This window comes from Rothia sp. (in: high G+C Gram-positive bacteria) (assembly GCF_030540545.1).
GTDB lineage: Bacteria > Actinomycetota > Actinomycetes > Actinomycetales > Micrococcaceae > Rothia.
The window spans coordinates 1-18,688 of the sequence record NZ_JAUNVZ010000007.1; the positions used below are offsets into that span (position 1 = coordinate 1).

12 protein-coding genes are annotated in these 18,688 nt (G+C 58.4%); 1 reads left to right on the top strand and 11 read right to left on the bottom strand.

Annotation, left to right across the window (positions count from 1 at the left end):
- A partial coding sequence (locus Q4P78_RS06760; RefSeq protein ID WP_303339602.1) for a DUF6287 domain-containing protein occupies positions 1-1,340 on the top strand: 1,340 nt, incomplete at its 5' end.
- Positions 1,341-2,216: 876 nt separating this feature from the next.
- On the opposite strand, the gene mltG is transcribed toward Q4P78_RS06760, so the two are convergent.
- From mltG to Q4P78_RS06815, 11 genes are all read right to left on the bottom strand, one after another.
- Positions 2,217-3,857, bottom strand: a complete 1,641-nt coding sequence (gene mltG, locus Q4P78_RS06765; protein WP_303339603.1) for an endolytic transglycosylase MltG — start codon at positions 3,855-3,857, stop codon at positions 2,217-2,219.
- Positions 3,854-4,450 (bottom strand): Holliday junction resolvase RuvX, encoded by a 597-nt coding sequence (gene ruvX / locus Q4P78_RS06770; RefSeq protein WP_303339604.1) that lies wholly within the window; start codon positions 4,448-4,450, stop codon positions 3,854-3,856. Before ruvX ends, mltG begins: the two co-directional genes overlap by 4 nt.
- A gap of 361 nt (positions 4,451-4,811) precedes the next feature.
- Positions 4,812-7,490 carry an alanine--tRNA ligase gene (gene alaS, locus Q4P78_RS06775; RefSeq protein ID WP_303339605.1) on the bottom strand — a complete coding sequence of 893 codons (2,679 nt, stop codon included), beginning with the start codon at positions 7,488-7,490 and terminating at the stop codon, positions 4,812-4,814.
- 65 nt (positions 7,491-7,555) lie between these two features.
- Positions 7,556-8,029, bottom strand: coding sequence for a peptide chain release factor 4 (locus tag Q4P78_RS06780; RefSeq protein ID WP_303339606.1), 474 nt, complete (start codon positions 8,027-8,029; stop codon positions 7,556-7,558).
- Positions 8,029-8,421 (bottom strand): DUF948 domain-containing protein, encoded by a 393-nt coding sequence (locus Q4P78_RS06785; protein ID WP_303339607.1) that lies wholly within the window; start codon positions 8,419-8,421, stop codon positions 8,029-8,031. The genes Q4P78_RS06780 and Q4P78_RS06785 overlap by 1 nt, the downstream gene beginning before the upstream one ends.
- 210 nt (positions 8,422-8,631) lie before the next feature.
- Complete coding sequence (locus Q4P78_RS06790) at positions 8,632-9,837, bottom strand: hypothetical protein (RefSeq protein ID WP_303339608.1); 1,206 nt, start codon at positions 9,835-9,837, stop codon at positions 8,632-8,634.
- Positions 9,838-10,066: 229 nt separating this feature from the next.
- Entirely contained in the window at positions 10,067-11,314 is a 1,248-nt protein-coding gene (gene aroB / locus Q4P78_RS06795; RefSeq protein WP_303339609.1) for a 3-dehydroquinate synthase, read from the bottom strand.
- Positions 11,301-12,176, bottom strand: coding sequence for a shikimate kinase (locus tag Q4P78_RS06800; RefSeq protein ID WP_303339610.1), 876 nt, complete (start codon positions 12,174-12,176; stop codon positions 11,301-11,303). The genes aroB and Q4P78_RS06800 overlap by 14 nt, the downstream gene beginning before the upstream one ends.
- A complete protein-coding gene (aroC, locus tag Q4P78_RS06805; RefSeq protein WP_303339611.1) occupies positions 12,176-13,393 on the bottom strand; it encodes a chorismate synthase in 1,218 nt (405 codons plus the stop codon). Before aroC ends, Q4P78_RS06800 begins: the two co-directional genes overlap by 1 nt.
- A 276-nt stretch (positions 13,394-13,669) precedes the next feature.
- Positions 13,670-14,536, bottom strand: a complete 867-nt coding sequence (locus Q4P78_RS06810; RefSeq protein WP_303339612.1) for a shikimate dehydrogenase — start codon at positions 14,534-14,536, stop codon at positions 13,670-13,672.
- Positions 14,537-14,821: 285 nt separating this feature from the next.
- Positions 14,822-18,391 (bottom strand): Rne/Rng family ribonuclease, encoded by a 3,570-nt coding sequence (locus Q4P78_RS06815; RefSeq protein WP_303339613.1) that lies wholly within the window; start codon positions 18,389-18,391, stop codon positions 14,822-14,824.
- Between the last annotated feature and the right edge of the window lie 297 nt (positions 18,392-18,688).

An 18,688-nucleotide genomic window follows, 5' to 3' on the forward strand; every position in this document is an offset into this window, starting at 1 on the left:
CTGATACTTCCTCTTCTACAACCGCATCTTCGGCACCCTCCAGCACTGCCGAAGGCAGCACTGCAAGCAGCGAAGCCTCAAACGCTTCAGCTGCACCCTCAGCGACCACGTCCGCCAATGCCCAGGCAACTAACGGTGAACAGTCCTCAATCCCCAGCGGCGCACGCCTGATTATCTACCCCGTAGGCGTCGCCATCAAAAACCCCACCGGCAGCATAGTAGACTCCGACACCTCCACGGTACGTATCGTAGCAATCCCCGACACGACCACCACCGACTACACCAAGTACATCATGAAACAGGTCTCTACCGCACTGCCAAGCACCACCGCAAGTGCAAGCACAAGTGCCTCGGCAAGTGCCGTACCGAGCTCTTCCATGAGCTTCTCCCCCAGCCCCAGCGCGGAGCCCAGCCGTAACGAAGAAACATCCAAGACTGAGGAGAAGAAGCCCCTCGCTTTCTCAAAGAAGATGAACCTGGATCAGATTGCACAGGGCGATTTCTCCAGCATTCAGGGCGCATGGCAGTCCGGTGGACGAACCCTCTACGTTGAAGGTAACAAGGCGGAGTGGAATGTAGGTACAAGAGTCTACGCTGAGCTAGACGGCACTAAGATCTACGGTGTTCAGAGCCGTAGCCTGCGTGGAACTGCCACCGCACGCACCGAGGGCGGGGCACTCTATCTCACCTGGCCCAGTGGTGAGGTTCTCTCCTTCTACCCTGCAGGTGTGAAGATTCCTTACGATAACGTTACTCCGGTAGCAACCGATCTCTCCAAAGACCGTATTGTCTCGGGCAAAGTAAGCTTTATGGACGACCTGGACAATAGCATTATGATGCGTGTTACCGATACGCCCGCGTACTCCAAGATTAATAAGAACGCGGGCATTCCGGTCGACGCTGCAGATTACGCAAGCGGCAGTGATGCTTTCGCATTCCAAGCGCAAGGAATCAATGGCAGCCCTACCATGTGCGCTATCCGCGCTGATCGCGTAGATTGCCATTCTGTATCTGAAACACAGTCTGATACTCGTATCATCGGTGCTTATAAAGCGGTTCTTGCGCCTTACCGTCCTTCCGCGGAAGGTCGCCCCGTCAGCGCTTATTACTCTGCGATGCTGGGCGGTGTTAGATCTGCCCCTCCGGCCGGTGGTACCGCGAAGACTCTGGAGCCGGGTCAGAAGATTAGCGCGAACGGCTTCACCTGCTCTGTATTGGATACCGCTACGATTCAGTGCTTTGACGAAAGCAGCCTCGGCTTTATTGTCTCCCCGCACGGTGCAGTGAGCTTGCCTGTTCAGAATAAGCTGAACTACTTCAATAGTGAGTTTGTGAACTAGGCGCACTTACCCTGTATATACTCAAGCCGCCGGATATACCCCGTATGGGGATGTACCGGCGGCTTGAGTGTACCCTATACCTGCTTGTTCTTGTGAGACAGTGCGCGTTGCGAATAGTATTTTTCGTCGCGAGGAATGTCTTCCCTCGCGACGAAAAATACTACTCGCGAGGCGGGGGTAAAAGATGAAGATTCCAAGTATCAGACTCTATTGCACGGCGCATGGGACGAGCCCACCCGGCAGTAACGTTTCTGAGGTCGCCTGCGTGAGCTTCTTACCTGAGCTAAAGAGGCTCATCCCATGCGGGTGGTGACAGGCTGTCGCAAAGTGTCGCAATCAGGCATAGGCTGCGGTTCGTTCCCGAGGCAAGCTCACCTTAGGTGCAATGACCGCAGCCTAGCCGGATTGCTTGAGAGCGCGATCCTATGGGGAAGGTAATTGAGTATCTCAGTCTGGGATACGGGAGAAGCAAGGGGGTCAGTACCGTCTCGAAGCCGGGATAAAAAGAGCGAGAGACGCGTGCGAAACGTGATCAGTCGAGAACCCTATTCGCAGCCCCCTCAGGACTGCATGAGCAAGCCCCAACCATCTCAGGAACGCGACGTGCGCTCATAAACCCCAAGGAGAAGAAACGAGCGTCGGCGCGCAGTTTTGCGAAGCTCGCTCAATCTCACCAACTCAAGCCCATCCCATAAACTCAGCGAGCTGAGCAATGTTTGAGCACCCGCAAAGTTTCAATCTCCGCAGCAGTGCCAGAACCAGCAACTCAAGCCACGGCCTCTCTGGTCTCGCCTCCCAAAATGCAACCAGCGAATATTAAAAAGAGTGTGAGAGTGAATAATTCACTCTCACACTCTTTTCTATACACTCAGCCGTTTAGGAGCAACGGTTCTTGTGGTTAGAACACCACTGGTTGTATTCCTCAACGTAACGCTGGTGCTCAGCGTAGGTCTTGGAGAACTTGGTCTCACCGGAGTCCAGGTCAACGGTCACCCAATAGTAGTACGCGTTCTTCGCCGGTGCCGCCGCGGCCTTGACTGCCTTCAGATCGGGCGAGTCAATCGGACCCTTGGGCAGGCCGGGGTTGGCGTAGGTGTTGTACTTATTGGACTTGTCAGCCTTCTGCGCCTCGGTCAGATGATAGGAGCGTACTCCCAGACCGTAGGTGACGGTCGCATCGGACTGAATCAGACCGTTGGTTTCACCCTGCGGATTGTTGATTCGGTTCTCAATAATGCCGGAGACCTGCGCGTAATCCTTGGGCTGCGCTTCCATCTCGATAATGGAGGCGATGGTGAGCACCTCGAACATCTTATCGGGGGTGGTCACGCCGGCTTCCTTGAGGTCTGCCTTGGTGCGGTCAACCATGGTCTGGACGACCATTTTCGCATTAACCTTATCGAGCGGGATGCGGTATTCACCCGGGTGCAGCCAGCCTTCCATGCTGGGGAATTTACTGGGGATGCCGTAGTCTGCAGGGTTTGCCAGGGCTGCCTTCAGATCAGCTTCGCTGATCTTGTCACCTGCTGCTTCAAGGATGAGCGGGATGGTTTCGCTGACTCGTTTGCCCTGCGGTACTGCCAGGTAGAAGACGTTCTTATTGGCATTGAACAGGGTTTGGAGCGCGCTGGAGCTGCTCATTTCTTTCTGCATATCGTAGGAGCCGGGCACCAGGTACTGGTTGGATTCACGTTCCTTGGTGTAGGTTTCTACGAAGGTGGCGGAATCTGCGATCACGCCCTGAGCTTCGAGTTCCTTGGCGATTTCGGCGGTGGTCTGACCCTGCTTGATCACAATGGTGACGGTGGTACCGTTGCCATTGCCGGCGTAGTCGCGCTTTTTGAACAGGTCGTAGCTTTGGACAATGACGGCACCAATAATGAGGATTGCCACCATAAACAGAGTGATGGCGGTGCCGAGGACCGCTTTGCGTTTGCGTTCGCGGTTGACGACGGTGCGTTCGCTGACGGTTTCCTGTTCGATGAGGATGCCGTCCAGGCCTGCTTCGTGTTCTTCTTCGGTGGGCGCGAAGAGGGCGCTCAGGCCGCCTTCTTCGTGCTCGTCGTCATCATGGGCGCTGACGAGGGTGGATTCGAGTTCAGCTTCGGTCAGCGCCTCAACAATGTCTTCGGGTACGTCGTCTACGATGAGGTCGCCGCTGACGGGTGCGGAGGCGGCAACGATCATTTCGCCTTCTTCGGCGTCATCGATGTGCTCTTCGTAGCGCTGTACAAGCAGGGGTTCTTCGCCTTCGTAGTCGCTGTGCGCGGGTTCGGCGACGGGTTCTTCCGCGTTTTTGTCCGTGCTATCAGCTTCGGCGTTGGTATCTTCTGCTTCTGCCTCTGCCGCTTCTGCTGCCTTAGCTTCTGAACCCTCTACAGGGTCAGCGTTTTCGGGTGCGGAAGTATCCGCTTCGTCAGTGGCGGGGTTTTCGCTCTGACGTAGCTTCTGTTCTGCTTCTTCCTGCTGCCTTTTGCGGCGTTCCATACGGGTTTCCGCTTTATTTTTATCGGTCACTGAAGATTCTCCGTTTCTGCGACGGACTCGGTATCGGTTTCCTCTCGCGGTTCTGCGTTTGCAGTTTCCGCGGTCCATTCCTCTGCCGAGGGTGCTTCGTGGGCCGGGTCGCTTACTTTGAAGCCGGCGACGGATTGCCCCGCTTTGAGGGCGTCCAGGCTGTATTGCAGGATGTTGACTGCGGCAACCTGGTCCACGACGGCTTTAAAGTCTCGGCTGGATACTCCAGCTTCATGCAGCGCACGATGCGCGCTCACGGTTGTGAGGCGTTCGTCCACCAGCCAGATGGTAATGTGTTCGCGACCTTCGGCGTTCAGTTCTGCTCGCAGGGCGGTTGCGTAGTCACGCGCCATGATCGTGGAGGCGGATTCTCCCCCGCGCATGGTTTTGGGCAGCCCAACGAAAATCTCAACGACGTTATTCACCTCGATGAGTTTACGCAGCACGCGGCGGTCGGAGTTTTTCTTCGCGTCGCGGCGCAGCGTTTTGAGCGGGGTTGCCAAAATACCGTCCGGGTCGGACAGGGCGGTACCCACACGCGCGTTGCCTACGTCAACGCCCATGCGCACACCGCGCTGAAAACCGTCAGTCATTGTATATACCTTAGATTAGCTTAGTTGAGCCCCCAACACATAGTTTGAACACTCATCGTTCTCTCTGTGAGAGGTGGTGCATACTCTCCTCATGAGCCGAAAAGTATGCATGGAGTGTATAAGTGCCCGTCACGGGCTTATAGGACCCGTGTATTGTGCTCTGTGAAACTATGCACTCTGTGGGCAAAGTCTACGACTCGACCTGTATATAGCGCTGGGCTATGACCGGGGCTATAGCAGATCGCGTCACATACGTGTTGGGGAAATACGGGGTGAAAAAGATACGGTACCCCGCACGGCACGCCTCCTTATGCATTCACACGTAAGGAGAGGCACCGTACGGGGTACTCATCAACACCTATTAGGCGCCGGCGATTGCGGCACGGATTGCATCCAGTGCCTCGTTGACCTTGGTAGCGTCCTGACCGCCACCCTGAGCAACGTCGTCCTTACCGCCGCCACCGCCGCCGAGCACGCCGGCAGCAACGCGCACCAGAGCGCCAGCCTTCACGCCAGCTTCACGAGCGCCCTCATTGGTAGCAACCAGGACCACGGGGCGACCATTGTTCACACCGGTCACAGCCACCACAGCAGCCTCGGAACCGAAACGGCCGCGCAGATCCAGAGCCAAATCACGCACATCGTTCGCGGAAAGCTCACCGGCGTGGTGGGTCAGCACGCGCACATCACCGATGGTCACAGCCTGCTCCAGCAGCTTGCCAGCCTCAGCCTGCAGCTGCGCACGACGCAGGGTTGCCAATTCCTTCTCGGCAGCCTTGAGCTTAGCCAGGGTCTGAGCCAGCTTCTCGGGCAGCTCAGCCGAAGACTGAACCTTCATCATGCCGGTCAGCTGGTTCACCAGGGTACGCTCAGCAGCCAGGTGGTTGAAGGAATCCAGACCCACCAGAGCCTCAACACGACGGTTGCCCGAACCCACCGACTGTTCGGTCAGCAGGGTCAGGGAGCCAATCTCAGCCGAGGAGCCAACGTGGGTACCACCGCACAGCTCGCGGGAGAACTCGCCGCCGATTTCGACCATGCGCACCACATTGCCGTACTTCTCACCGAACAGGCTCATAGCACCCAGTGCCTTCGCCTCGTCCAGCGGCATTTCGCGGGCAATGACCTGGAAGTTATCGCGGATAGCGGTGTTTGCTACCTCTTCAACTTCCTGCTTAGCTGCCTCGCTCAGACCCTCGCCCCATGCGAAGTCGAAGCGCAGGTAGCCTTCCTTATTGAAGGAGCCACGCTGAGTTGCTTCCTTGCCGAGCACCTGGTGCAGGGCTGCGTGCACAATGTGGGTACCGGAGTGTGCCTTCTCGCCGTCACGACGACGCTGCACATCCACCTGAGCCACCACGGGCACGTTCGGGGTTACTTCACCCTCACGGACAATGGCGCGGTGCACGCTCAGACCCTTAACGGGCTGCTGAACATCCTGAACGTCAATGACGAAACCGTTACCGGAGATCACGCCGGTGTCAGCTGCCTGACCACCGCCCTCAGCGTAGAAGGGGGTCTCATCCAGCACGATTTCAACCTTGTCGCCTGCCTTGGCGGCGGGAACAGACACGCCGTCCACCAGGATTGCGCGCAGGTTAGTTTCGGTGCGCAGCTCATCGTAACCGGTGAAGATCGAGGCGCGCTCGTCCACCAGCTTACGCAGCTCGGACAGGTCAGCGAATGCGCCCTTCTTAGCCTTTGCGTCTGCCTGGGCGCGGGTGCGCTGTTCCTCCATCAGGGAGCGGAATGCAGCCTCGTCAACCTTTACGCCGGCCTCGGCAGCCATTTCCAGAGTCAGGTCAATCGGGAAGCCGTAGGTATCGTGCAGAGCAAATGCCTCGGCACCGCTCACCGCACCGCCGGCGCTCTTAGCGGCAGCAACAGCCTCTTCCAGGCGCTCGGTACCGGTCTCAATGGTGTGCAGGAACGCCTTCTCCTCAGCGTATGCAATGCGGGAGATACGCTCGAAGTCCTCAGCAACGTAGGGGAATGCACCCTTCATAGCGTCGCGGGAGGCCGGGAAGAGCACGGGCAGGCAGGGCTCGGTCACGCCCAGCAGACGCATTGCGCGGATAGCGCGGCGCATCAGGCGGCGCAGAATGTAGCCGCGGCCCTCATTGGAGGGGGTCACGCCGTCCGCAATCAGCATCAGGGAAGAGCGGATGTGGTCAGCCACCACGCGCATACGCACGTCGTTCTCGTAGCCTTCATCCTCGGGGGACTCAGCACCGTGGTACTTCTTGCCGGAGAGCTCAGAAGCGGCATCCAGCACGGGGCGTACCTGGTCGGTCTCGTAGAAGTTCTCCACACCCTGCAGCAGCAGAGCCATACGCTCCACGCCCATACCGGTATCGATATTCTTCTTGGGCAGCTCACCCAGAATCTCGAAATCGTCCTTGCCGCGACCCTCGCCGCGCTGGTACTGCATGAACACCAGGTTCCAGATTTCGATGTAGCGGTCGTCGTCAGCTGCCGGGCCGCCTTCCTTACCGTAGGCGGGACCGCGGTCGTAGAAGATCTCCGAGTCGGGGCCTGCCGGGCCGGGCTGGCCGGTGGACCAGTAGTTTTCCTTCATGCCCATACGCTGAATGCGCTCGGCGGGGAAACCAACGGTCTTGGTCCAGATATCAAAAGCTTCGTCGTCACCCTCGTAGATGGTCACCCACAGGCGCTCGGGATCCAGGCCGTAGCCGCCCTCATCCTGGCTGGTGGTCAGCAGCTCGTATGCGAAGGGGATCGCCTTTTCCTTGAAGTAGTCACCGAAGGAGAAGTTACCAGCCATCTGGAAGAAAGTACCGTGACGAGCGGTCTTGCCCACTTCTTCAATATCGAGGGTGCGGATGCACTTCTGCACGCTGGTTGCGCGGCTAAAGGGCGGGGTTTCACGACCCAGGAAGTAGGGAATGAACGGCACCATACCGGCGATGGTGAACATCGCGCCGGGCTCATTGGAGATGAGGGATGCCGAGGGCACCACGGTGTGGCCGCGCTTTTCGAAGAATTCGATCCAGCGCTTTGAGATTTCCTGTGAAAGCATCGTGTTCCTTCGTAGGTTATGAATAAATCTGTGGGTTGAAAACTTAGGGGTATATAGTGACCGGTTTAGGGGTGGTCAGTACCGGAAGGCTTCGGAGCCGGTGTATCAATCACTTGAGCAACACCGGCACGGCGCTCCTCCAGAGCGATCTCAAGCTCCAGCTCGCGCAGCTCACGCTCAGCAGCATCACGCTCTAAACGCTCCTGCTGATTCGCAGACATGGGCTTATCCCAGGTATCCAAGGACCCGGGGCGAACATCCTGACGGGCACGCTCCACGCGGGCGTGCAGCTCCGCCTCTTTCTCGCTCATGCCCTCGCGCACACGCGAAGCGAACTCAACAGCCTTGAGCGCATAGGGCTGCAGCTGCTTGCCGATCGGGGAATCGAAAAACTTAGCCACCTGAGAATTACCTGCCACCATTAAAGATTGAGAAGAACGGATAGCCACATCAGCGCTCGGGGTCGATGCACGACGGGAGGCAATATAACCCACCGCCGCACCGGCACCCAAAAGCAGGGCGCTACGCAACACGCCCACTAGTTCTCACCGCCGGGGCCGGTAGTGTACTCGCTGCTGGGATGAGTGCCACCCTTACGGAATGCCTGACGCACACCATAGGAGAAGGAGGCAACCTTAATCAGAGGCTGACCCACGGTGGAGGTCACCAGGGAAGATAGAGCCGAAACATTCGCCGATGCATCCGAAACATTGGAGGTAATATCGTCAACCTTCTCCAGCTGCTCATTGGTGGTAATAACGGTCTTCGTGACCTCCTCCAGCAGCGGAGTGGTGCTCTGATTCAACGAGCGCACCGTAACAATCAGCTCTTCAAAGAGCTTAGTCAGACGCAGAATGGGCAGCGCCAAGAGTGCCACCAGAATTGCGAAAACGCCCGCCGCAATCAGGCCGGCAATATCGCCACCGGTCATGCTCTCCCCCTCTAGCTATAGGTCCTTTGCACATGTGCATCCCCCGCCCACGCGCCGCGGGCAGGATAGAGTCATGGACACACTACACCCCTATTCTAGTGCAAACGGGGCGCGGGCGCTATTACGAGGTCACACCCCGCACTAACACCCGCGCCCCGCTAACGGTGAGGAGTAATAGATTCACGTATATATCAAACGGTGTACCGACACCTACAGCTCATATAGGCTTGCCGGGTCAAAACGCTCGCCGCTACGAGCCACAATCTTAACCCCCACCGGTACCTGCACCACGCTAGCACCCGTCACATCCAAATACTGGCGGACAGTCATCGGCTTATACTCAACATTCTGGGCCACCAGGCCGCGCAAATGAGCATCATGTTCCGGTCCCACGCCCAAACCAGCTTCCAGGGTGCACACACGCTGAGTATAAAGATCCAGCAGAGCGCACGCAGTACGCGCAGCACCCGGCACCAGGCGATACTTATCCCCCTGATGAGTCAACTCAACACCCTTGGTCGCATGCCCACGCAGGGCACGGAAATACGGTTGCACACGCTCAGGAACATCCTCTGCCGCGCTATGCACACTATGATGCTCACAAGCTGTCACGCCCGGGATGGGTAGCTCAACCTCAGCGGAGAGCAGCACATAGCGGATGCCGGCCTCTACAGCGGCACGCAGCTGCACCTCCGCATGCTCACGCAACTCACCCGGACGATGCACACCATCCCAAAAACAGGAATGCTCAGTAGTGGGCGCATAACGATCCGCACCACCCACACGGCGCAACTGACCATCATAAAAATGCAGAGCTAAACCATAGCCGCCGAAATGCTGACGCACACCCGAAGCCCACAGCAGTTCACCCTCACCCAGCGGGAAATCCTCCCACAGCGGTGCGCTATAAAGATTCACTGCACCATCAAAACTCGGATTGCACTGCGCGCTAATATCCTCAACAGGCATCACACGAGAATAATCAGCCACCGCAAAACAAAACTTCTGACCGCGCAAACGACCCGACAGGCAACACTCAATCGCCCATAACACCAGGGACGCCTGCTCAGGGCTCACCAGAGGAGCCGCCAATGCCTGCACATGGCGCTGATGATCCAGAGTCACATGAACACCCACACCACGCTGAGCATTCGCGAACTGATTATGCAGGTGAACCAGCACCGGCGCCGGCAACTGACGACCAGCCACAGCAAAAGACCCAGCCGTTAGCTCAATCTGATCAGGGAAAGCACGAATCACACGCGCCAACTGACGCGCAAAAAGCATAGGCCGCTTAGAGAGCGCACTGAGCAGGGCGTTAATATTACGAGTGCGGTACGCATCCACAATCGACATGAAGGTCTGATGATCCAAGTCGATGCTCTGCAGGTACTGGTTATATTGCGTGAGGGACACCGTTGCACTCTTTCACTGTCTCGCCGGAGTCTGCACAGGCTTTAGGGTAGCCTTAGCAAAAGTATTGACCTTCCTAAGGTATCACACACCACAGCTTAAAGCGAGGGTTTAGACAACCTTTACATTCTTCCCCACATACACGTTTGGGACGCCTTAGCGAGTTTGGGATGTCTCTCATACATCCCAAACTCGCTAAGGCGTCCCAAACAGGGGTAATCAGATTCAGTACTTAGAGAACCACGCGAGAAGTATCCGCGTCCTCAGCAATCTCCTGATACGTCATAAAGAGAATGGAATCATCGGGCACCTCATAGACACGCGGGCGACCCACACCCTCCAACACAATAAAGCGCAACAGATTACCGCGCGACTTCTTATCGCGGCGCATAGTCTCCAAAAGCTGCTGGAAACGATCACGACGGTACCCGGTCGGCAAACCCAAAGATTCCAAGATACGGCGGGTACGATCCACCGTCTGCTCATCCAGGTAGCCGGCAGCCAGGGACAGCTCCGCAGCGTAGACCATACCCACAGCAACAGCGGCACCGTGGCGCCACTGATAACGCTCCGCCCGCTCAATCGCATGACCGAGAGTATGACCGTAGTTCAAAATCTCGCGGCGACCACTCTCACGCAGATCCTCAGAGACAACCTCCGCCTTAACGCGAATGCTGCGCTCAATCAGCTCACTCACCACCGGCGACTGCGAATCGCGAATCGCCTGCGGGTTCTGCTCAATCAGATCCAGAATCTGCGGGTCAGCAATGAAACCGCACTTGACCACCTCAGCCATGCCGGTCAGCAGCTCATTCTCCGGCAGGGTGCGCAAAGTACCCAGCTCGCAGAGCACAGCAGCCGGCGGCCAGAAGGTACCCACCAGATTCTTACCCTCGGCAGTATTAATAGCGGTCTTGCCACCCACGGCAGCATCCACCATGCCCAGCAAAGTGGTCGGAATATGAATAATGCGCACGCCGCGCAGCCAGGTGGACGCCACGAAACCAGCCAGATCGGTAATCGCGCCGCCACCGACCGAAATAATCGCATCGGTGCGGGTGAAATCGTTCTGACCCAGCACCTGCCAGCAGAACGCCGCCACCTGGTGGTGCTTAGCCTCTTCAGCATCCGGAATTTCGGCGCTAAAGGACTCAAAGCCAGCCTTGCGCAGATCCTCCATGACCAGCTCACCGGTAGCACGCAGGGCGCGAGGGTGAATCACCAGAATCTTCTTGGTGCGCTTGCCCAGAATCTCAGGAATGGTGCCCAGCAGATTGTGACCAACCAGCACATTGTAATTCTCGCTCGGGCGCTCACCGGTCACGGGAATGACGGTAATATCCTGCTCTCCCGATGCACCGAAGCTGGGCGCCGGGCTCTCATCCACGCTGCGGTAATCCGACTCGCTCAGCTGAGTGTGCGGGCCCTCCGCAGTGCTGAGCTTTTGATGTCCGTGGCCGTGGCCATTATGCGGGCTCATTGCTATCCTTTCGAGAATTCACAATAAAAGACTGAATTTCTGCGGTCATTTCGGAAATGGGGCGGCCGCCACGCGCATCCAGGGTGAACTTCGCTAGCTCTTCATAGCGGGCGGAGCGGCGGTCAAAAATCTGCTGCCAGCGGGTGACCGGGTCGGGCTGCAGCAGCGGGCGGGACTTATTACCCGTGATACGAGGCTCAACCGTGGCGGCATCCACCAGGATATACACCACCTGCTCATCCTTTAATAGCTGAGCAACGGCGTCAGTCATGGGTGCGCCGCCACCCAGAGAAAAGACCGTATTGCGATACGCCGGACTGGTCAGAACCTCTTTAATCACCCGGTACTCCAGATCGCGGAAATGCGCTTCACCAAAGATCTCGAAAATATCCGAAACCTCACCGTAACGCTCCACAATCACATGGTCAGCATCCAAAAACTCATACCCATAAAAACGAGCAAGATGCGAACCAATATAGGTCTTACCGGCAGCCATCGGACCAATCAAAACAATCGGGCGCGAAAGGGTCGCGAACCCCTCCTGCAGCTCACGCACACGCTGAGGATGCGCTAGCGAATCAGGCGCACCCGCGCGGCTCGACGGGGCAGGCTCGGACGCACGCGAAGGCTCTACAGACTCAGCGGCAGCATGAGCCACCTGCACACTCTTAGCCGCCTGCACCAACATCTCAAACGGAGAACGAACCGACGCCGAAAACTCCCCCGAAGAATCCGAAGAGTAGACAAGGCGCGAAGAAACGCCCGACCCGGTGGGAGCAGACTCCCCCACCGGGCGGGCTGACGCCGCCAGCTCCCGCGCAGATGACAAACGCACCTGCGAAGGCAACGGAATCTTAGACACTAAGCATCCCAACCGGCAACATTCGACTCCCACGCCAGCGAAGCGGGAATCGACTCAAGATAAGAATCCATATTACGGCGAGTCTCACCAATGGAGTCACCGCCGAACTTCTCCAGCGCGGCCTCCGCCAGCACCAGAGCGACCATAGCCTCCGCCACCACGCCGGCAGCAGGCACAGCACACACATCCGAACGCTGATGGTGCGCGGTCGCAACCTCGCCGGTGGACGTATCAATGGTCTTCAGCGCCTTCGGAACGGTCGCAATGGGCTTCATAGCGGCGCGAACACGCAGCAGATCGCCAATGCTCATGCCACCCTCAATACCGCCAGCGCGATTCGAATCGCGCACCACGCCATTGGCACCGATGCTAATCTCATCGTGAGCGGCAGTACCCGGACGATCAGCGGTCGCAAAACCATCGCCCACCTCAACGCCCTTAATAGCCTGAATACCCATCAGTGCAGCAGCCAGGCGCGCATCCAAACGACGATCCCAATGCACATAGGAACCCAGTCCCGGAGGCATACCGTATGCCAGAACCTCAACCACACCGCCGAGAGTCTCGCCGTCCTTATGGGCCTCGTCTACACGAGCCACCATAGCGTCACTGGTAGCCTTATCCAGGCAGCGCAGCGGATCAGCATCCAAATAATCAACCTGAGAAGGCAGCGGAACCGGCGCGCCCTCGGGCGAATGCACGCCACCAACAGCAATAGTGTGGGACACCAGCTGCACACCCAGCGCCTTGAGCACCTGAGCAGCCACCACGCCCAGAGCCACGCGGGTCGCGGTCTCACGAGCCGAAGCGCGCTCCAGCACAGGGCGAGCCTCAGAGAAATTGTACTTCTGCATACCCGCAAAATCAGCGTGACCGGGGCGCGGGCGAGTCAGCGCAGCATTACGCGCACGACCCTCCAGAACAGCCGGATCCACCGGGTCGCTGCTCATCACATCAACCCACTTAGGCCACTCGGTATTAGCGATCTCAATCGCCACCGGGCCGCCCTGAGTCACGCCGTGGCGCACACCGCCCAGGATGCGCACCTTATCTTCCTCAAACTTCATGCGGGCGCCGCGACCATAGCCCAGGCGGCGGCGAGCCAGCGCATCACGCACCATCTCGCTCGTCAATTCCACACCCGCGGGGATGCCTTCAATTACGCCAACCAGCGCTTCGCCGTGCGATTCGCCAGCAGTCAGCCATCGTAGAGCCATGATTCATTCCTTTGCTACCCGTGCGCCCCATCAGTGCCCGAGACGCGAGTTATAAGCCTTCTATAAGTCTAAAGGATAGGGACACTAAACGCGATATGTAACGGTCATCGAGGGTACCCAATGAGGGCACTTTCTCCGCTCAAAGATATAGACCTGAAAGGTATAGAAAAGGGGCGGGTATACACGTACTACTCAATACGAGACACACCCGCCCTACGGGCTTTTCTTCAAGGCTCTATCGTGTCGGTTTATCGTGCCGCGGTTTATTGTGTCGATTTATCGTGCAGGCAAATCCAACGCCGCGCACATAGCATTAATAACCTGGCGCTCATTGGGTAGTGGCGCACTATCCCCCGGGCGAGACTGAATACCCGTAAAAAGACGAACCTGCTCAACGCCCTGATAGAGCAACATTTCCTTACCCGAAACCACCGTACCGCCCAGGGCCTGAATGCGCTCAGCCAGTACCGAAGGCCAGGGATTATAGGCAACATCGAGCAGAATCGCTGCCGGATGCAAAGCCTGAATCTGCGGCGCCCACTCATCGGCAGCATGTGCCGGAAGAGTGGAAATAATGCACGGATAGGCAAAGGCACCTACCGGGAATTCATTCAGGTCACGAGGATATGCCTGAACACCCAGCTGATCGGCAACCTGCAGCAGAGGGTCCAGTTTATGCACAGAGCGCGCAAAAATATCAACACGTCTATAACCCAGCTGAGATAGTGCAGTCAGAGCTGAAATAGCGGTCGCGCCACCGCCCACAATAGCTGCCCTATCCCCTTCTTGAATCTTTAGGCCTGCATGGGTTAATGCAGCTGTAATACCGTACACATCCGTATTGTGACCGTAGGGCAGACCGTCACGCCAATACACCGTATTAACGGCACCAGTAACACGAGCCACATCGCTAATATCGGTGCAAAAATCAATCACAGCTGTCTTCAATGGCATAGTCACCGACAGCCCCGCACAATCGCCATCACGCTCAATCAGCTCAAAAAGAGCGGGTAAATCCTCAGGCAGCGTATCGCGGCGATCATAGACAATATCCGCATCCAAAACCGCATAGGCTGCAGAGTGCAGAGACGGAGACAGAGAATGATCAATCGGATGACCCAAAACCCACGCGCGAGAACTCATCACTACTCTTCTTTCACTTAGGGGTAACTAGCAACATTACCAGTGTACGGCTTGAGTGTCTCATTAGCCTTTCTGCCTCGCGAATAGTATTTTTCCTCGCGAGGGATGTCACCCCTCGCGACGAAAAATACTATTCGCGGCGTGAGACGCGTATGAAAAGAACCGGTCTGATAGGTACCTATCAGACCGGTTCTTTATCTCAGGTCACCGACAATATATCAGCTCAGCGTCGCATCACTAATAGCTCATTGACTATTCGCTATATCGCGGTGAACCAGTCACCGATTAGTCCTTACCGACTCGCTTAATATCGGCAGCGGCAACACCGGTGCCCAGCAAGGTCGGAGTCTCAGAGAGGTTCGGTGCAACCACATCAGCCATAGAAGCCGAAGCCACCACAGAACCCTGCGCGCTAGCCTGAACGTCAGCTGCAACCACACCGGAACCAATACCGGCAGAGGAGGCTGCGCGACGCACACGACGCTTACGAGCCACGGGAGCTACAGTCTCAACAGTCGCTACGGAAGCAGCGGGAGCAGCAGTCTTCTCAACGCTCTCAACCTCAGCCACCGGAGCCGGAGCACCGATCACGCCGGAAACTCGCGGAGCACCACCAATCACACCCGAGACGCGGGGAGCCGAATGGCTACGCTCGCCACGAGACTCGCTGCGAGCGCTGCCCTGCTCCTCAGAGCGGCGGGTGCGGCGCTTACGCGGCAGCTCGTGCACATCCTCAACACGCAGATCGGCGCGCTTCTGCTCACGAATGCCCTTACCCTCGGTGCGAGCTACGCGCTCGTCACGCTGCGGGCGGGAATCTTCGCGGCGCTCGTTGCGTCGGTTGCTGCGGAAACCGCCGTCTTCGCTGCGGGCAATGCGGCCTGCCTTCTGGGAGGCGCGTGCCTTTGCTTCGCCCGCCGCAATGACATCCCCCAGTGCGGAACCGCGGGTGAATCGCGGGTCTGCCTGCGGGTCCACGTGGTCGAACTGGCCGGCTTCGAAGTCGCCCTGCTCACCACTCCAGTGGGGGTCGATTGCTGCTTCGGGTGCGTCCAGTGCGGGGTCTTCGCTATTGTGTGCGGACTCCACGGACTCGACCACTGCAGCAGCCTCAACCTCGGCGCGGCGGGTGCGCTTGCGGCGCTTGCGCTTCTTGCGGGACTGCTCTGCTGCTTCGCTCTCCTCGGTGCGGGTAGAAGCTGCAGCGATATCAGCCATGGCGTGGGCACGCTGGGAGGACTGTTCATCCACCTGCTCGGTTTCTGCCGGGCGTACAGCCGCATTGCGGGCGCGCTTACGCTCGGTGCGGTCGTGGCGGTGAATAAAGTCCGAGGCGCCGGAGCTACGGCCGGACAGGGGTGCGTCGTGCACGATCAGGCCGCGGCCACCGCATTCTTCACAGGGCTCGGAGAAGACCTCAAGCAGACCGGTACCCAGGCGTTTACGGGTCATCTGCACCAGGCCCAGGCTGGTTACCTCAGCGACCTGGTGCTTGGTGCGGTCGCGACCCAGGCACTCGATCAGGCGGCGCAGCACCAGCTCGCGGTTAGATTCGAGTACCATGTCGATAAAGTCGATGACAATAATGCCGCCGATATCGCGCAGGCGCAGCTGACGCACGATCTCTTCTGCCGCTTCGAGGTTGTTCTTGGTGACGGTCTCTTCGAGGTTGCCGCCACTGCCGGTGAACTTACCGGTGTTCACGTCCACCACGGTCATGGCTTCGGTGCGGTCAATCACCAGGGAGCCGCCGGAGGGCAGGTAAACCTTGCGGTCCAGTGCCTTTGCCAGCTGCTCGTTGACACGGAAGTGGTCGAAGAGATCGTCTTCGCCATCCCAGCGCTGCAGGCGTGCCACCAAATCGGGCGCCACATAGGTCACGTACGCCTGGATGGAGTCCCACGCCTGGTCGCCCTGAACGGTCATGGTGGTGAAGTCTTCGTTGAAGACGTCACGCACGGTCTTGATCATCAGGTCCGGCTCCTGGTAGAGCATTTCGGGGGCGAGGACCTTGCGGGAGTTCGCCTTTTCCTGGATGTCTTCCCACTGCGCGCGCAGACGGTTAATATCGTTTGCCAGTTCCTCTTCGGAGGCACCCTCAGCGGCGGTGCGCACAATCACACCTGCACCGTCGGGCAGCTTGTCCTTGAGGATCTTCTTCAGGCGGGTACGCTCGGTATCGGGCAACTTGCGGGAGATGCCGGTCATGGAGCCACCGGGCACGTACACCAGGTAGCGGCCGGGCAGGGAGACCTGGCTGGTCAGGCGTGCACCCTTGTGGCCAATGGGGTCCTTGGTGACCTGCACGAGCACGGAATCGCCCGCCTTGAGGGCGTTTTCAATCTTGCGGGGTGCGCCGTCCAGACCGGAGACGTCCCAGTTGACTTCGCCGGCGTAGAGCACGGCGTTACGGCCGCGTCCAATATCGACGAAGGCTGCTTCCATGGAGGGCAGCACGTTCTGCACCTTGCCCAGGTACACATTGCCAATCAGGGAGTCCTGCTGGGTCTTGGACACGAAATGCTCAGCGAGCACGCCGTCTTCAAGCACGCCGATCTGCACGCGGTCGTCCTTCTGACGCACCAGCATCTGGCGGTCTACGGATTCGCGGCGTGCTAGGAATTCAGCCTCGGTCACAATATGGCGGCGGCGGCCCAGGGAGCGGGATTCGCGGCGGCGCACGCGCTTAGCTTCCAGGCGGGTGGAGCCGCGCACGCCGGTAACGGTGTTGGAGCCGTGCGAGTCGGAGATGCGCGGTGCGCGCACCTTGGTCACGGTCTCGACGTTATCTTCGGTACCCTCAATTTCGAGGTCTTCGGTTCCGCGGCGACGGCGGCGACGGCGATGGCTGGTTACTTCAGCTTCGGCGGCAACTTCTTCGCGGCGGCGCTCCATGCGCTCCTTGCGGGCTGCTTCCAGGCGGGCTGCCTTGAACTGTTCGCGTTCAATGGTTGCCGCTGCGGAGAGCTCGGTCAGGTTCGGGGAGTAGAACAGGGGCATGGAGCCCATGCCGACCTGGGCGCGCATTTCGGCGAGCTTTTCAGCCTGGATATCGCGCAGGGTCTTGACGGGCTCTGCGGGCTCTTCTTCTTCGGTCTGCTCGGACTCTTCGTCGCTCAGGGCTTCGAGGTCAATAATGATCTCGGTGCTCTCTTCAGAGGCGCTCTCTACTACAGTCTGTGCTTCTTCAGCTGCTTCTGCGGGTGCGGTGGCCTCTGCTGCGGGAGCTGCGGGAGCCTCAGCTACGGGTGCTTCTGCTGCTGCTTCAGCCAGTTCTGCCTGAACCTCAGCTTCAGCCGCTACAGCCTGTGCGTCTGCCGCATCAACAGCAGATTCCTCAGCGGCAGACTCTGCAGCCTCTTCAACCGGCGCTTCGGCGGGAACCTGGACAGCTGCCTCAACACGAGCCAGCACCTCGCTCACAGGTTCCTGCTCGGCAATCTCAACAACCGGTTCCTCAACGGGTGCCGCAGCGGCAGCCTGCAGACCGGTCTCCATGAGCTGATCCAGTTCGGGTGCAACATCATCTAGCTGTGCCGGCGCCTTCTTGGGCGCGGGCGCGTGAATAGCCTTCTTAGCCTTCAGCGCGGACAGGCCGGAGGCGATAGCCTCTTCCAGCGGAGGCTCAGGGGTCTTTTCCTTCACAACCTTGGGGCGCACAACCTTACGGCGTGCGGGAGCTGCCGGGCGCAGGCGAGTCTTGAGCTCTTCGCTTGCTTCTTCGGGCAGTTCGCGTGCCTGCTTGCTGAGGGCTTCGAGGGTGTCGGGTCGGTTGTTCTTGCTTGCCAGCGAGAGCATGTCGGCAAGAACGTCTACATTCAGACCGGGGTTATTGGCGTTGGTTTCTTCTGCCACGTCTCTTCTTTCGTCTGGGCACTGTCCGCGGGCGTGCCGTGTGCATTGCGCACTCAAAAAAGTCTCTGACCAGGCACCGTGCTACAAGCGCACCCACGCTTTATGGTGCGTGTTGTGGTGGCGAGCTGCCTGCCGGGCGCTATGCGCTGCATCCGGGCTTCTACCGGGTACCGGCAGGTCGTCTACGGTGGTGGGAGCGTGGCCTATCCGCGGGAAAGCACACACTCAATCCCCTATTATACGGCACCGCGGCGCGTCATAGTAAGTCATATGCACCTTTAAAGATGAAGGCAAACA

What these genes read in the sequence shown, in the direction of transcription:
- alaS (WP_303339605.1), bottom strand. Translation starts at nt 7,490, where the DNA reads ATGCTTTCACAGGAAATCTCAAAGCGCTGGATCGAATTCTTCGAAAAG.
- ruvX (WP_303339604.1), bottom strand. Translation starts at nt 4,450, where the DNA reads ATGACTGACGGTTTTCAGCGCGGTGTGCGCATGGGCGTTGACGTAGGC.
- Q4P78_RS06785 (WP_303339607.1), bottom strand. Translation starts at nt 8,421, where the DNA reads ATGACCGGTGGCGATATTGCCGGCCTGATTGCGGCGGGCGTTTTCGCA.
- aroB (WP_303339609.1), bottom strand. Translation starts at nt 11,314, where the DNA reads ATGAGCCCGCATAATGGCCACGGCCACGGACATCAAAAGCTCAGCACT.
- aroC (WP_303339611.1), bottom strand. Translation starts at nt 13,393, where the DNA reads ATGGCTCTACGATGGCTGACTGCTGGCGAATCGCACGGCGAAGCGCTG.
- Q4P78_RS06810 (WP_303339612.1), bottom strand. Translation starts at nt 14,536, where the DNA reads ATGAGTTCTCGCGCGTGGGTTTTGGGTCATCCGATTGATCATTCTCTG.